We start from the raw sequence: 14,543 nt of genomic DNA on the forward strand, positions 1-14,543 counted from the left end.
CCCACCCCAACCCCCACACCCGAACCGACGCCGACACCGGAGCCCACACCCACGCCGGAACCGACGCCGACACCAGGGCTGACGCCAACACCCACCCCAGAACCCACACCCACACCGGAACCGACGCCGACGCCCACACCCACACCGACGCCCACACCGGAACCGACCCTCACACCCACACCCACACCCACCCAGGGACCCACCCCCACACCGACACCGACACCAACCGGCGAATGCAGACCCCCCGGCAACGGCAACGGCAACGGCAACGGCAACGGCAGACCCTGCCACCCCTGCAACCGCCCCCACCACCCCCACACATGCCCCCCAAACAACAACAACCAAAACAACAACAACCGCACCACCCAGAACGGCCAAAGCGACCACGACGGCCAGGACAACCAGAACCGCCAACCCGCCCCCTACACACCCCTCACCACCCCGCCAACCACCCCCACCCCCAAATCGAAGAAACGATAAATCACCCACCCACACCCCAACCCACCACACAAAACCAACCCACAACCACCCGCAGACAAAGCTCCCTTCCCAGGTGATCCGCCGCCCGCCCCGGCTCACGCGGCCCTGAAGGACACGTACGGGGAGCGACGCGTGGAGGTGTGGCGCGTTGGTGCGCGACATGTCGCGACCCTTACGGAATGGTGCGTTTGTTATGAGATATATCCACCGGGCTCTGTATGTGGGGTACGGAGTGCTGTTCGGGTGGCTTGCCTGGTGCGCCGTGATGTCGGCGCGGAACGGGGCGTTGGGGGTGTGCGGGGTGTTCGTCGCCGGTTCGGGGTTGGTGATGGTCGCTGTGGTGCGGGAGGGGATGCTGGAGGACGCGCTGCGGCGCGAGGTCGTACGGGAGCGGAGTGGGGGCCGTGGCGTGACTGATGCGAGTGACGCCGTGGTGGCCGTCGCGCTGGCGGGGTGGTGTTGCGACGCCTGGGCGGCGACGGCCGGGGCCGAGCACGGGCGGGCGTGCCGGCATTGGCGGCCGAGGGGCAACGCGGCCTGACGGAACGGGCCGGGCCCGGAGGCGGACCCGGACGGCAGGGGGCGGAGCGGCTCGCACCCGTACGGATGAGAGCGAAGACCCCCGGGGCGACCGTGCCGACGGTGCAGGAGGGTGACAGCCGCGCTCCACGGCACGTCACCACCCGCGCCGGGCACACCGTCAGAGGTGTGCGCCCCTTGCGGACACCTCAGCGCACGCGTTCTTCATCAACCCGCCGCGCCGCCCATGACGCACACCGCACCGGGGGCACACGTGGACGACGGGGGCACGCTCAGCGAGGGAACACCTCCCACGAGTGCCCACGCACCCCCGGCGAGGAGGACACCGTCGCCGTCACGGAACACGACGCCCCGGCGCTCTCCCCTCCCCCGCGGTGCCGCGCATCGGGCCGAGCGGAGCGGGAGGGACGAGGGGGCCGGGGCGTCGGAGGATCAGCTCGGGTCCCTGCGCATGCACCATGTGCGGGGGCCGCCGTCGGGGAGCGGGACGTCGGCCGTGACGGTGAAACCGAGGCGCTCGTAGAAGCGGAGGTTCGCCTCACCGGATGTCTCCAGGAAGGCCGGGTACCCGGCACCCGCGGCCTCCTGGAGGCCGGGGGCCAGCACCGCGGCGCCCAGCCCCTGGCCCTGGGCCTCGGGCGCGGTCGCCACGGTGTTGAGGAACCATCCCGGCTCCTGGGGGCGGTACGGGGCGAGGGCCTCCTCCGCGGCCCCGGCCGCGGCGGCCCGGTCGCCGCTGAGACCGGCGAGGACCGGGGCGAGCTCGGCGAACGCGGGCGAGGGGTCCTCGCCGGGCACGGCCCAGGCGGCCACGGCGCGGCCCCCGTCGGCGACCCAGACCCGGCCGTACACCATGCCGATCCGGGTCAGGCACAGCTCCTGGTACCGGCGGACCCGTTCCTCGTGGTCGTCCGCGGCGATGACGTGGCGGATGAAGGGCTCTCCGGCGAAGGCACGGGCGAGGGTGTCGACCGCGGTGGGGACGTCGGCGTCGGCGAGGGGGCGTACGCGCGGGGCGCTCCGCCGGGGCTGCTCAGTCACCCAGTGATCTTGGCAGCACCCCGGCGGCACCGGCAACACGTTTTGGCCGGGGCCGGCCGTCGGGGCCGGGCCGAAGCCGTGGCCCGGCCCCGACGGCATGATCCGAAGCCGGTGGGCCAGGGCCCACGCCCCGGGGCCGGTGCGTCGCGGCCGGTGGTGCGCGGAGCCGCCGAGTTCCGGCGGCAGGGGGCACGCCCGGGTGCTGTCCACGGCCCGCCCGATGACTGTCGTAAGCGGTCCGGAAGGGGCCGGGCCCGCCCGGCGGTTCCGCCGGGGCCGGCCGCCGCGACACCTCCGCGCGAGGACCTCCAGAGGCAGGCGGTGACCGGTCCATCGCCGAAACCGCGGACCGGACCGGCCGACGTCAGCGGCTCGGTCCGGTCCCGGTCTCATCCGTGGTCACCGGCCGGACGGAATCACCCCGCGACCGGACGGCCCGTCGAAGGCACGGGCCCCGGAAGGGGTCAGTCGCCCGTGAACCGGGGCGCGCGGCCCTCCTTGACGGACGCGAAGCCCTCGCGCAGGTCCCGGGTGCCGAACATGAGCTGGTAGCCGCGGCGTTCCAGGGCGATGCCCGCCTCGGTGGAGGTGTCGAGGCCGAGGCGTACGACCTCCTTGATCTGGCGTACGGCGAGCCTCGGGCGGGAGGCGATCAGCGCGGCCAGCTCCACCGCCCGTTCGACGGCGTCCCCTTCGACGACCTCGGAGACGTAGCCGAGGCGGTGGGCGTCCCGGGCCGACAGGGGCAGGCCGGTGAGCAGGGCGTACAGGGCGTTCTGCCGTCCGATGGCGCGGGGCAGGCGCTGGGTCGCGCCGCCGCCGGGGACCAGGCCGATGGTGACCTCGGTCTGGGCGAAGCGGGCCGATTCGGAGGCGACCACGAAGTCGCACTGGAGGATGAACTCGTTGCCGCCGCCGAAGGCGTCGCCGTTCACGGCGGCGATGACGGGCTTGCCGCTGTACCAGAAGGCGTGGTGGGTGTAGGCGCGGATGGCGCCGACGACGTCGCGGTCGGCCTGTTCGGCGAGGTCCGCGCCGACGGCGAAGACGCTGTCGCCGCCGGTGAGGACGATCGCGCCGACACTGTCGTCGGCGTTGAGCGACTCGACGGCGGCGGCGAGGAGTTCGCGTACCTCGGTGTTCAGCGCGTTGCGGACCTCCGGCCGGTTGAGCCGGATGATCGCGACGCCGTCCTGGGGGTGGTCGATGTCGACGACTGCCATGGGTCGGGGCCTTTCGGTGGGCGGGGGCCGGGAGGCGGTGCTCCAGCGGTGGGTGCGGGGGTGCCGGGGCGCGGCGGGTCAGTGGTGGGACGCGAAGGCGTCCATGTTGGGGTTGTTCCTGAGCTTGCCGAAGATCTCGGAGCCGTCGTTGATCCAGCGCGGGCCCGGCCCGGTGGCGCCGGTGTCGAGTTCGGCGACGCCGATGAAGCAGACCATGAACCAGATCAGTTCGGCGGCGAACATCTCGGGGTGCTGCCGGGGGTCGCGGCCGCCGACCCTGCGGGACCACTCCTCCATGGCCTTGACCAGGGCGATCCGGAACCCGAGCGGGGTACGGGGGTCGTCGCTCGCGTGGAAGGTGACCAGGAGCATGTCGGTGCCGTCCTGGACCTCGTGCGCCACGTCGTCGAAGGTGAACTCGGGCCAGAAGGGCCGCTCGTGGAGGTACTCGTCCTCGCTCTGGGTGCCGCGTGCGCGGCGGTTGGTGCGGTAGCGGTCGCTCAGCAGCCTCCACATGCTGTCGCGCACGGAGCGGAACAGTTCCGTGTCGTCGTTCATGCCGTCTCCCTCCGTGGTGCGGTGCCGGCCGGCAGGGGTCCGGGGCCGGCCCCGGTCTGGATCGCGGCGCGCATCCCCATCACCGCGCGGGTGGCGTTGACCCCGGCGGCGGCGACGAGGCGGCCCTCGCGGTAGTAGGTGACGAACGGGTGGCCGCCGGGTCCGGCGGTGTCGACGCGGACCTCGTCGTGTCCGCGGGCGTGGCCGAGCATCTGGTACTTCAGCCCGTACTGGTCGGACCAGAAGTAGGGGATGTCGGCGAACTCCCGGTGGGGGCCGCCCTCCCGGTCCGCGGCCCAGGTGCCGACCGCGTGCCGGGCCTGGGCCGAGGCGTTGCTCCAGTGCTCGACGCGCAGGCGGCGGCCGAAGAGGGGGTGGGGCCAGTTGGCGATGTCCCCGGCGGCGTAGACGTTGCGGCGGGAGGTGCGCAGGCCCGCGTCGCAGATCAGGCCGTCGGTGAGGTCGAGGCCGGAGTCCTGGAGCCAGTCGAGGGCGGGGACGGCTCCGAGGCCGAGGATCACGAGGTCCCCGGTGGTCGAGGTGCCGTCGTCGAGGTCCACGGTGACGGCGCCACCGGGTCCGTCCGGGGTCAGCGCGGTCACGGTGGCCGAGAGCCGGGTGGTGACGCCCCGGGTCCGGTGCTGGTCCAGGCAGAACCGGCCCAGTTCCTCGCCCAGGAGGGGTTCCAGCGGCAGCCCGGTCTGCACGACGAGTTCCACCGGGAGGCCGAGGGAGCGCAGTGAGGCGGCGGTCTCGCAGCCGATCAGGCCCGCGCCGATCACGACGGTCCTGGGCCGGCCGGCGAGCCGGTCCCGGACGGCGCGGGCGTCGGCCAGGGTGCGCAGGGGGTGCACGCCGGGCAGTCCGGCGAACTCGGCGGGGACCCGGGGGCGCATGCCGGTGCAGACGAACAGGGCGTCGAAGGGGATCCATTCGCCGTCGACCAGGACCCGGTCGGCGTCGGGGTCGAGCCGTTCGCAGACGGCGCGGTCGACACGGCGCAGCCGGATGCCGTCCGTGGGGACCGGGGGCAGGCAGATGGTGTCGAGGGTGACCTTCTCCTGCATGTACTCCTTGGACAGCGCGGGTTTGGAGTAGGGGGCGACGCCTTCGGCGCCGGTGACCCAGACGACTTCTCCGGTGAAGCCGCGACGGTCGAGTTCGGTGACCACCGTGTGGCCGGCGAGGGATCCGCCGGCCACCACGACGGTCTGCGGGGTGTCACAGACCATGACCGGTCATTCCGACAGGGTGAGGGCGAGGATGGGGCAGGAGGTGACGCTCTGCCTCACGCGGGCCCGGACCTCGGGGTCGGCGGGGATGTCCTCGGCGATGTGCAGGCGGAGGTCGTCGTCGATGTCGTATATCTCGGGCGCGATGCCCATGCACACGCCGTTGCCGTCGCACAGGTCGCGGTCGACAGTGACTTTCATTGCGTTGTCCTCACTGGTTCGGGTGTTCTGCCGGCCGGGTCCCGGGGACCGGGCCGGACCGGGTCCGCCGGGCCGGGGTCCACGGGACCGGAACGGCATGACGGGGGTGACGGGGAACGGGGGTGACGGCACGGAGCCGGGCGGGACGAAGCCGCGAGCGGCGGGGCCGTGCCGGGTTCGGGCCCGGTGCGCCGGGGCCGGCCGGAGGGTGTCCGGGGACCGGCCCCGGGGACGGGCCGCGGGGCGCGGACGCCGTGGTCAGACGGTCTCCGCGGCGGTGACCTCGGCCGCGTAGTCCTTGTAGCGCTTGAGCAGCCACTGGTTGAACTGGAGCAGCGACTCCTCCTGGTAGGAGTAGCGGCCGGGGCGGCGGAAGCGGGAGCGCATGCCCTTCTGGAGCGAGTGGTCGGAGCTGGCGTCCTGCTGGTGGAAGAGGACCAGGCCGTCCTGCGCGATCTTGTAGAGCTGTTCGAACCGGGGGTGCCGGGTGCTCTCCTCCGGGTAGAGGTGGCCGATGCGCAGGTTCATGTGCTCCGGTCCGGCGGGCAGCACCAGGTAGTAGAAGAGCCCCTCGGGCACCGCCCCGAAGCCGAGGTTGGGCGGGATGGAGGCGAAGATGACCTGGTTGCGCTCCTTCTCACCGAGGGTCGGGATGACCGGGAGCAGCGCCTTGGTCGTCGGGTTGAAGCCGGCGTCGGGGTGATAGAAGCCGGTCGGGTGGTAGATGGCTCCCTCGTCCGGGTCGATGTCCACGAAGCTGGTGAGCCGGACGTGCGCGAAGTCGTGGAGCATGCCGTGCAGATACGCGCTGTGGTAGGGCTCGATGCCGTTCTCGAGCTGGGACTTCCAGTTCCAGTTGTTGTCGCGCAGCTCGGCCACGGGCATGCTCACCATGTCGGCGATGTGGTAGTTCTCCAGCTCGGCCGTGAGCTTGGTGAGCGTGGGCGCCAGCGGTTCGGCGTCGGGGTCGAGGTTGGTGAAGACGAAGCCGTTCCAGATCTCGACCTTGTGCGAGGGCAGGTAGGCCTCGCCCTTGAGGTTCTTGAGGCCGACCGTGTCGTTCATGGAGGGCGCCGCGATGAGGTTGCCGTCCAGGCCGTACGTCCAGGCGTGGAAGGGGCAGCGGAACAGCCGTCCGGTGTTTCCGGCGCCCTCGCACACGAGGTGGGCGCGGTGGGCGCAGATCGGTGAGAGGACGCGGATCTCCATGTCCCTGCCGCGCACCATCATGAGGGGTTCGTCGCCCATGTCGACGCGGACGAAGTCGCCGGGCTTGGGGATCTCGTCCTCGCGGCCCAGGCAGAGCCACTGCCGCATGAAGAGGGCCTCGGTCTCGAAGGCGTAGAACTCGGGGTCCACGTAGCACTCGCGGGGGAGGTTCCACCCGGTGGCCATGTCGTGGGACCCGTCCTCGATGGTCCGCAGGATGCGCTTGATGTTCTCTGAGATGGTCTGCTGGCCCATGAGTGCCAGTGCTCCTTCTGCTCGCGGGCGTACGGGGTCCGTGTGTCCGGACCCGGTCGTCGCCCGGGTGGTGGGGGCTGCCGCCGGAGCACGCCGGCGGCAGCGGTGCGGGGAGGGAGGGCGGCGGGAGGCCGCCCGGCCGTGCGGGTGTGCGGGCGCCCTTCGGGGCGCGGCGGTACCCGGTGTCAGGAGGCGGCGGGCGCTTCCGGTACGGCCGTGCTGTCCTTGTGCAGCACCGGGACCCCGGTGCCGTCCCCCGCCCCGGTACCGGCCGCGGCGCCGGCACCGTCCCCTCCCCCGGTGTCCGCCCCGTCCTCCGGGCCGGCCGGGGCCGGGGTGCCCTCACGGACGAGGAGGTGGTTGAAGAGGAGGTTGAGGAGGAACGCCACCAGCACGGTCGCGGTGATGGCGCTGCCCATGATGAACTGGGCGTCGCGGTGGAATTTCTGGTAGATCGCGGGCACCGCGACGGGCAGCATGCCGAGGCCGAGGGACACGGCCACGATGAGCAGGTTGTTGTTGCCCTCGTAGTCGACCTTCTGGAGCATCTGGATGCCGACGGCGGCCGTCATGGCGAACATGACCAGTCCCGCGCCCCCGATGGCGGGTCCCGGGAGGCTGGCCGCGAGTTCGCCCAGCTTGGGGATGGCGCCCATGGCGACCAGCAGGACTCCGGTGACGGTGATGACCCAGCGGCTCTTGACCTTGGTGAGGCTGATCAGGCCGACGTTCTGGCCGAAGGTGGAGTCGGGGACGGAGTTCATGAAGCCGGCGAGGAGGGCGGCGAGGCCGTCGGTGGCCAGACCGCGGGCCATGTCCTTGTCGGTGACCTTCTTGCCGACGGCGTCGCCGATGGCGAGGACGCAGGCGGTCATCTCGCTGAAGACCACGATCATGGCGACGCACATGGCGATGATCGGGACGACCCGGAACTCGGGTGCGCCGAAGTGCAGCGGGGTGGAGAAGCCGATCCACTTGGCCGCGCCCACCGAGGAGAAGTCGGCCATGCCCATGGCCCAGGCGGCGACCGCCCCGGCCGCGAGCCCGACGAGGACGGCGATGTTGCGGACGAAGCCGGTGAAGAGGCGGTTCACCAGGACGATGACCAGGATCACGCCGAAGGCCAGCAGGATGTGCCCGACGCCGGCGTAGTCCTTGTCCTTCGGGTCGTCGCCGGTGATGAGGTTGGCGGCGACGCCGATCAGGGACAGGCCGATGATGGTGATGACGCAGCCGGTGACCAGGGTCGGGAAGAACCGCAGGACCTTGGAGAACGGGCGGGCCAGGACGATGCCGAAGACGCCCGCGGCGATCATCGAGCCGTACATCGTCGGCATGCCGTACTCGGACCCGATCAGCATCATCGGGGTGAGGAAGGTGAACGAGGCGCCCGCGACGACGGGGAGCCGGATGCCGAAGAAGCGGGTGAGACCGACGCTCTGGATGATGGTGGCGATTCCGGCCACGAGGAGGTCGGCGTTGACGATCATGGCGATCGTATGGGTGTCGAGCCCGAGCACGGCACCGAGGACGAGCGGAACGGCCACACAGCCCGCGTACATGATCAGCATGTGCTGCAGGCCGAAGAAGAAGAGCTGCGAAGCGGGGAGGACTTCGTCCACCGGGTGGCGGTCGGAAGCCTCCGGGGCGGGCGCACGGTTGGTAGGTGACACGAGGGTCTCCTGGTGCTAAGACGATCGTGCCCTGGTCCCTCCGGGGTGATCACCAACCATGATCCGGAGCTATGGGCAGAGTCGGGGTACCTGCTGCGAGCAGGGAAAACGCTGGGCAGCGTCCGGATGGTGACGCGCCGGGGGCCGCTGTCAACCGGGATCCGGTACACGGAGATTAGGCGTGGCCCAGGTCACTGTCAACGGCAAGTCACCCCTTGATTCCCGGGGCCCGATCTCTCTAGTCTCTTGTATACCGTATCCCCGATTCGGTCTCATGGGACGGAGGCTCCATGCAATCGGCCGCCCGCCGGCTCGGCATGATCACCCCCTCGTCGAACACGGTCCTGGAACCCGTGACCATCGAACTGGCACGAGGAGTGCCGGACTTGTCAGTGCATTTCACCCGGCTGAGAGTGACGCGTATCAGCCTTGACGGACCGGATGTCGACCAGTTCAGTCAGGAGGCGTTCGTCCAGGCCGCCCGGCTGCTGGCCGACGCCGGAGTGGACGTGACCGTCTGGAACGGGACGTCCGGCTCCTGGCTCGGCCCGGAGTACGACGCGCGGGTGTGCGGGGCGGTCGAGGAGGCCACCGGCCGCCCCGCCACCACCTCGACGCTCGCGGTCCTGGCCGCCCTGGAGGAGTGCGAGGTCACCCGCCTCGGCGTGATCACCCCGTACACCGACGACATCGCCGACGCCATCGCCGCCACCTACGCCGCCCGCGGTTTCCCGGTGCACGCGTCCCGGCACTTCCGGCGCACCACCAACTTCGACTTCGCCCTCACCACCGACGAGGAGCTGGACACCGCGTTCCAGGGGCTCGCGGCGGAGGGCTGCGACGCCGTCGCCGTCGTGTGCACCAACCTCCGGGCCGCGCACCTCGCCGGGGAGTGGGAGCGCCGGACCGGCGTCACCGTGATCGACAGCGTCGCCGCCACCCTGTGGCACGCACTGCGGCGCGCGGGGGCCTCCGCGCCGCTCACCGGGTACGGCCGGCTGCTCGCCGGGCACGGCCCGTCCCCCGCCCCCTTCCCCGTCCGCAGCCGCGCAGAGAGTGAGTGAGCAGATGGCCAAGAACATCAAGATCCTGATCGGGGTGGACGTCGACGCGGTCGCCGGCTGGCTCGGCTCCTACGGGGGTGAGGACTCCCCCAACGACATCCAGCGCGGCGTCTTCGCGGGCGAGGTGGGCACGCCCCGCCTGCTCCAGCTCTTCGAGCGGTACGGGCTGCGCACGACGTGGTTCGTGCCGGGCCACTCCATCGAGACCTTCCCCGGGCAGATGGCGGCGGTCGTGGAGCGGGGGCACGAGATCGGGGCGCACGGCTACTCCCACGAGAACCCGGTGCAGATGACGCCCCAGCAGGAGCGCGACGTCCTGGAACGCTGCGTCGACCTGATCACCGGGCTCACCGGGCGCCCGCCGCGCGGCTATGTCGCCCCCTGGTGGGAGATGAGCCGGCACACCGCCGGCCTCCTCCAGGAGTACGGCTTCTCCTACGACCACTCCCAGAACTACAACGACTTCCACCCCTTCTACGCCCGCGTCGGCGACGAGTGGACGAAGATCGACTTCGGGAAGCGCGCCGAGGACTGGATGAAGCCGCTGCGGCACGGCGGCGAGGTCGACCTCGTCGAGTTCTGCGGGAACTGGTACGTGGACGACCTGCCGCCGATGATGTTCGTCAAGCAGTCCCCCAACAGCCACGGGTTCGTCAGCCCGAGGGACGTCGAGCAGCTCTGGCGCGACCAGTTCGACTGGGTCCACCGCGAGTTGGACTACGCGGTGTTCCCGGTGACGCTGCACCCCGACGTGTCCGGACGGCCCCAGGTGCTGCTGATGCTGGAGCGGCTGTTCGAGAGCTGGCTCGACATGCCCGGTGTCGAGTTCACCACCTTCGAGGACGCGGCCGACGACTTCCGGCTGCGCTACCCGTTCGCGGGCGCCGAGCGGCCCTCCCCCGTCGGCACCGGCGGCACCGCGACGGCTCCCGGCGGCGGCGCGGCCCGGAAGGGGGCCCGGTGAGCGCCCAGCGGTCCGACGGCCCGGAGCCGTTCGACATCGACGCCGGGTACCAGCCGCTGCGCGAACGGGTCCGCGACGAGCTGCGCCAGCGCATCATCGACGGGGTGTACCCGCCCGGCACCCGGCTCATCGAGACCGATCTCGCGGCGCGTCTCGGGGTGTCCCGGGTCCCGGTGCGCGAGGCGATGCGGGCCCTGGAGAGCGAGGGGTTCGTGGAGACCGTCCCCCGCCGGGGCACGGTCGTCGTGGAGCTGTCCGAGCAGGACGTCGAGGAACTGTTCGACGTGCGCGAGGCGCTGGAGGTCCTGGCCAGCCAGCAGGCGGCGCAGCGCGCGACCAGGGCCGACCTGCGCCGGGTGCGCGCCTGCCTGGCCCAGGCCCGCAGGGCGCTGGACGCGGAGGACCCCGTCGCCCTCGGCCACGCGAACGAGGCGTTCCACGACGAAATCCTGAAGCTCTCCCACAACACCCTGCTGCAGGGCGTCCTCAAGCCCCTGCACGGGCGGCTGCACTGGCTGCTGCGGCAGACGGGCGACCCCCACGAGCTGGTCGAGGAGCACACCCGGCTGTTCGAGGCGATCGCCTCGGGCGAACCCGACCGCGCGGCGGCGTGCGCACGCGAGCACACCCGGCTGAACCGGGAGATCGTGCGCCGTCTCCTCGCGGAACGGAACCGGGAAGCGCCCTCCGCCTGACCCCGCGCCGCCCGCCGGGGCCGGCCACCCGCCGGTCCCCCGGCGCCGGCCGCCGCCACCGGCCCCCGGCGCGGGGGGCGGAGCCCGCACCCCTCCATCCCTTCACCCCGTCCCCTTTCACTTCCCCACCCGTCCCCTTGTCCCCTCTTCCCCCTCCTCGCCGCTTCCCCGTCCCCCGTTCCCTCCCCGCCCCTTCTCCTTCCGCTCTTCTCCGTCCCACCGCCCCACCGTCCCAGGAGCACATCAGCATGCCCGAGAACACGACGGCTGCCGGAACGCAGAGATCCGTCGACGCACTGAACACCACCGACGTACGGCTGCACCGCGTGTGCAAGGCCGCCGAGGTGACCGACCGGGTGACCGGCCGTCACTTCCTGCACGCCGGACCGCCCATCGAACTCGCCGACATCCCCGGCCCCATGCGCGGGGCGGTCATCGGCGGCCTCCTGCTGGAGCGCGAGGCCCGGTCGGCCGCCGAGGCCGAGGCGATCATCGACGCCGGCGGGGTGAGCATCAGCCCGTGCCACGACGAGGGCGCGGTCGGCGCCATGGCCGGGATCATCACCCCCAGCACACCGGTCGTGGTCGCCGCGGCCGGTGACACCCGCACCTTCTCCCCCCTCAACGAGGGCGTCCAGGGGGCGGTCCGCTACGGCTCGTTCGACGACGCCACCGTCGAACGGCTCCGCTGGCTCGGCGACGTGCTCGCCCCCGCGCTGGACGAGGCGGTCCGCGCGTCCGAGCCGGTGGACCTGGCCGCCCTGGTGGCCGAGGGGCTGCGCCGCGGGGACGACTGCCACAACCGTCTCGTCGCGACCAGCGCGGCCCTGCTCGCCACCCTCCTGCCCGGCCTGCTGCGCGGCTCCGCCGACCGGGAGGACATCGCCCGGATCACCACCGTCATGTCCCGCAACGGGCACTTCGCGCTGCCCTTCGCCATCTCCGCCGCCAAGGCGATGACCCTGGCCGCCTCCGGGTTCGACGGCAGCTCGGTCGTCACCACCATGGCGGGCAACGGCAGGGAGTTCGGCATCCGGGTCAGCGGCCTCGGCGACCGCTGGTTCACCGTGCCGTCGCCCCTGGGCACCCCCGTCCTCCTCGACGGCGCCACCCTTGACGACGCCACCCCCACCATGGGCGACTCGATGACCGCGGAGACGGCGGGGTTCGGCGCCTTCGCCATGACCGCGGCCCCCGCCATCATGTCCTTCGTCGGCGGCGACGCCGCGTACGCCCGTGACCTCACCGCCCGGATGCGGGAGATCACCACGGGCACCAGCACCCGCTTCCTCATACCCGGCGAGGACTTCCGGGGCACGCCGCTCGGCATCGACGTCCACAAGGTCCGCGCCACCGGTATCGAGCCGGTCATCAACAACGGCCTCGCCCACCGCACGCCCGGTCGGGGACGCGTCGGCGCCGGGATCACCCCCATCCCCGTCGCGCCGTTCGCGGAGGCCAGCCTGGCCCTCGAGCGCGGGGCCCGCGCATGAGCATCGCCGACTTCACCGACGCCGACCTCGCCGCCGTCGCCGACCGCTGGGGCCTGGATCCCGCCCTGGTCGGACGGCTGCGCCCCGCCATCGACCGGATGCGGGAGACCTACGAGCGGGTGTACGCGCTGGCGGGCGAGGATCCCGCCCCGCACGCCCCGCCGGTGGCCTCGACGTTCGCCAACCGGGGCCCGGATGATCCCCACGGGGCCTGGCTCTACCGGGTGGACGACCCCGCGCCCGACGGTTCGGGACCGCGCGGACCGGGACCCCTGGCGGGCCGCACCGTGACCGTCAAGGAGTCCGTGGCGGTGCGCGGCGTCCCCATGCCCCTGGGCAGCCGCCTCATGGCCGGCTTCGTCCCCGCCTCCGACGCGGCCGTGGTCGGCCGGGTCCGGGCCGCCGGTGCCGTCGTCCTCGGCACCTCCGTATGCGAGGACCTGTGCTACTCGGGCTCCAGCTTCACCTCCGTCCACGGGCCGGTGACCAACCCCTGGGACCCGACGAGGGCGGCCGGGGGCTCCAGCAGCGGCGCCGCGGTCCTCGTGGCGACCGGGGCAGCCGACTTCGGCATCGGCACCGACCACGGCGGATCGGTGCGCAATCCCGCCGCCTGGTGCGGGGTCCTCGGCCTCAAACCGACCTACGGCGCGGTGGACTACGACGGCGCCATGCCCACCGAACGCACCCTGGACCACATCGGCGTCCTGACCCGCGACGCCTCCTCCCTCCCCGCCTTCCTCGACGCGGCCGCCGACCCGCCGGACGGCGAGCCGTACGCGACCGCGTTCGCGCGCGGCGTCACCGGGCTGCGGGCCGGGATCGTGGCCGAGGGCTTCGGCTGGCCCGGGCGCTCCGACCCCCGTGTGGACGCCCTGGTCCGCGAGTCGGCCCACGCCCTGGGACGCCTCGGCATGGCCGTGGGGGACGCCTCCGTCCCGCTGCACCGGAACGGCCGCGACCTCCACCTGCCCATCTCCCTGGAGGGCGGGCTCACCACCGTCTTCGGGTCCCGGCTCCAGGGCGACAACCACACCGGCCCGTACCATCCCGGGTTCGCCACCGCGTTCGGCGAGGCACTGGCCCGGCGGCCGGAGGACCTGGCGGTCGGCGGGGTGCTGGCGCTGACCGGGGCGAGCGTGCTCCGCGACGCCACCCACAGCCGGGTCACGGCCCACGCCCAGCAACTGCGTCGGGTGCTGCGCCGTCAGGTCGACGAGGCGCTGCGGGAGAACGACGTCCTGGTGATGCCCGCCGTCCCGATGCTCCCGCACCTCCTGCCCGCCGACCCCCGCGAAGCCGTCATCACCACCGACCTGCCGTTCGAGATGCACGACAACAACTGCGTGTTCAACCTCACCGGCCACCCCGCGCTCAGCGTCCCGTGCGGCCTGGTGGACGGCCTGCCGGTCGGCATGCTGCTGATCGGCCGCCACGGCGAGGACGCCCGGCTGGCCCGGATCGCCGCCGAGTTCGGCGACCGGGTCTTCCGCTGCCCTGGACCCCCCGACCACCGCACAGCGAGGAACGCACGATGACCGAGCAGACACTGAACGTCCTGGGAGAACCGCTCCTGGCCTGCGGCTTCGATCCGGTCACCGGGTACCGTCGGGACGGGTACTGCTACACGGGCCCCGACAACCCGAAGGGGCACACCGTGTGCGCGATCGTGAACGAACGGTTCATCGCGTTCCAGTCCACGGTCGGCAACGACATCGCCACCCCCCGGCCCGACCTCGACTTCCCGGGACTGGTCCCGGGCGACCGCTGGTGCGTCATCGCGTCCAAGTGGTACGAGGCGTACCTGGCCGGATGCGCCTGTCCCCTCGACCTGGCCGCCACCAACGCCGCGGCACTGGACGTGATCCCGCGCGAGGTGCTGATGGAGTACGGCTCCAGCGGCGGCGGGGACTGA

At 72.2% G+C, this 14,543-nt stretch carries 13 protein-coding genes; 6 read left to right on the plus strand and 7 right to left on the minus strand.

Annotation, left to right across the window (positions count from 1 at the left end; all coding sequences use genetic code 11):
* Window positions 1–1,452: 1,452 nt before the first annotated feature.
* From ACZ7LB_RS26500 to ACZ7LB_RS26530, 7 genes are all read right to left on the minus strand, one after another.
* Window positions 1,453–2,061: a GNAT family N-acetyltransferase gene (locus ACZ7LB_RS26500; protein WP_471471729.1), complete on the minus strand. Its 609-nt coding sequence runs from the start codon at window positions 2,059–2,061 to the stop codon at window positions 1,453–1,455.
* A 464-nt stretch (window positions 2,062–2,525) separates the two neighbouring features.
* Entirely contained in the window at window positions 2,526–3,284 is a 759-nt protein-coding gene (locus ACZ7LB_RS26505) for an enoyl-CoA hydratase-related protein (RefSeq protein WP_471471730.1), read from the minus strand.
* A gap of 78 nt (window positions 3,285–3,362) precedes the next feature.
* Window positions 3,363–3,842, minus strand: coding sequence for a hypothetical protein (locus ACZ7LB_RS26510; protein ID WP_471471731.1), 480 nt, complete (start codon window positions 3,840–3,842; stop codon window positions 3,363–3,365).
* Entirely contained in the window at window positions 3,839–5,074 is a 1,236-nt protein-coding gene (locus tag ACZ7LB_RS26515; protein WP_471471732.1) for an NAD(P)/FAD-dependent oxidoreductase, read from the minus strand. Before ACZ7LB_RS26515 ends, ACZ7LB_RS26510 begins: the two co-directional genes overlap by 4 nt.
* Window positions 5,075–5,080: 6 nt before the next feature.
* Complete coding sequence (locus ACZ7LB_RS26520; protein WP_471471733.1) at window positions 5,081–5,275, minus strand: ferredoxin; 195 nt, start codon at window positions 5,273–5,275, stop codon at window positions 5,081–5,083.
* Window positions 5,276–5,533: 258 nt separating this feature from the next.
* On the minus strand, window positions 5,534–6,739 hold the full coding sequence (locus ACZ7LB_RS26525) for an aromatic ring-hydroxylating oxygenase subunit alpha (RefSeq protein WP_471471734.1): 1,206 nt from the start codon (window positions 6,737–6,739) through the stop codon (window positions 5,534–5,536).
* Between the two features lie 185 nt (window positions 6,740–6,924).
* Complete coding sequence (locus tag ACZ7LB_RS26530) at window positions 6,925–8,412, minus strand: nucleobase:cation symporter-2 family protein (protein WP_471471735.1); 1,488 nt, start codon at window positions 8,410–8,412, stop codon at window positions 6,925–6,927.
* A 290-nt stretch (window positions 8,413–8,702) separates the two neighbouring features.
* Between ACZ7LB_RS26530 and ACZ7LB_RS26535 the strand changes: the two genes are divergently transcribed.
* From ACZ7LB_RS26535 to ACZ7LB_RS26560, 6 genes are all read left to right on the plus strand, one after another.
* Window positions 8,703–9,476: a maleate cis-trans isomerase family protein gene (locus ACZ7LB_RS26535; RefSeq protein ID WP_471471736.1), complete on the plus strand. Its 774-nt coding sequence runs from the start codon at window positions 8,703–8,705 to the stop codon at window positions 9,474–9,476.
* Between the two features lie 4 nt (window positions 9,477–9,480).
* Window positions 9,481–10,440 (plus strand): polysaccharide deacetylase family protein, encoded by a 960-nt coding sequence (locus ACZ7LB_RS26540; protein ID WP_471471737.1) that lies wholly within the window; start codon window positions 9,481–9,483, stop codon window positions 10,438–10,440.
* The gene (locus ACZ7LB_RS26545; RefSeq protein ID WP_471471738.1) at window positions 10,437–11,135 is read left to right on the plus strand and encodes a GntR family transcriptional regulator; all 699 of its coding nucleotides are present in this window, start codon (window positions 10,437–10,439) and stop codon (window positions 11,133–11,135) included. Before ACZ7LB_RS26540 ends, ACZ7LB_RS26545 begins: the two co-directional genes overlap by 4 nt.
* Window positions 11,136–11,383: 248 nt before the next feature.
* Entirely contained in the window at window positions 11,384–12,628 is a 1,245-nt protein-coding gene (locus tag ACZ7LB_RS26550) for a YlbE family protein (protein WP_471471739.1), read from the plus strand.
* On the plus strand, window positions 12,625–14,166 hold the full coding sequence (locus ACZ7LB_RS26555) for an amidase family protein (RefSeq protein WP_471471740.1): 1,542 nt from the start codon (window positions 12,625–12,627) through the stop codon (window positions 14,164–14,166). Before ACZ7LB_RS26550 ends, ACZ7LB_RS26555 begins: the two co-directional genes overlap by 4 nt.
* A complete protein-coding gene (locus tag ACZ7LB_RS26560; RefSeq protein WP_471471741.1) occupies window positions 14,163–14,543 on the plus strand; it encodes a DUF2237 family protein in 381 nt (126 codons plus the stop codon). The genes ACZ7LB_RS26555 and ACZ7LB_RS26560 overlap by 4 nt, the downstream gene beginning before the upstream one ends.

The sequence above is a fragment of the Streptomyces sp. NPDC107521 genome, assembly GCF_055598485.1.

Coding starts and splice junctions, on each gene's coding strand:
- ACZ7LB_RS26505 (WP_471471730.1), bottom strand. CDS start 3,284: ATGGCAGTCGTCGACATCGACCACCCCCAGGACGGCGTCGCGATCATC.
- ACZ7LB_RS26510 (WP_471471731.1), bottom strand. CDS start 3,842: ATGAACGACGACACGGAACTGTTCCGCTCCGTGCGCGACAGCATGTGG.
- ACZ7LB_RS26515 (WP_471471732.1), bottom strand. CDS start 5,074: ATGGTCTGTGACACCCCGCAGACCGTCGTGGTGGCCGGCGGATCCCTC.
- ACZ7LB_RS26520 (WP_471471733.1), bottom strand. CDS start 5,275: ATGAAAGTCACTGTCGACCGCGACCTGTGCGACGGCAACGGCGTGTGC.
- ACZ7LB_RS26525 (WP_471471734.1), bottom strand. CDS start 6,739: ATGGGCCAGCAGACCATCTCAGAGAACATCAAGCGCATCCTGCGGACC.
- ACZ7LB_RS26535 (WP_471471736.1), top strand. CDS start 8,703: ATGCAATCGGCCGCCCGCCGGCTCGGCATGATCACCCCCTCGTCGAAC.
- ACZ7LB_RS26540 (WP_471471737.1), top strand. CDS start 9,481: ATGGCCAAGAACATCAAGATCCTGATCGGGGTGGACGTCGACGCGGTC.
- ACZ7LB_RS26550 (WP_471471739.1), top strand. CDS start 11,384: ATGCCCGAGAACACGACGGCTGCCGGAACGCAGAGATCCGTCGACGCA.
- ACZ7LB_RS26555 (WP_471471740.1), top strand. CDS start 12,625: ATGAGCATCGCCGACTTCACCGACGCCGACCTCGCCGCCGTCGCCGAC.
- ACZ7LB_RS26560 (WP_471471741.1), top strand. CDS start 14,163: ATGACCGAGCAGACACTGAACGTCCTGGGAGAACCGCTCCTGGCCTGC.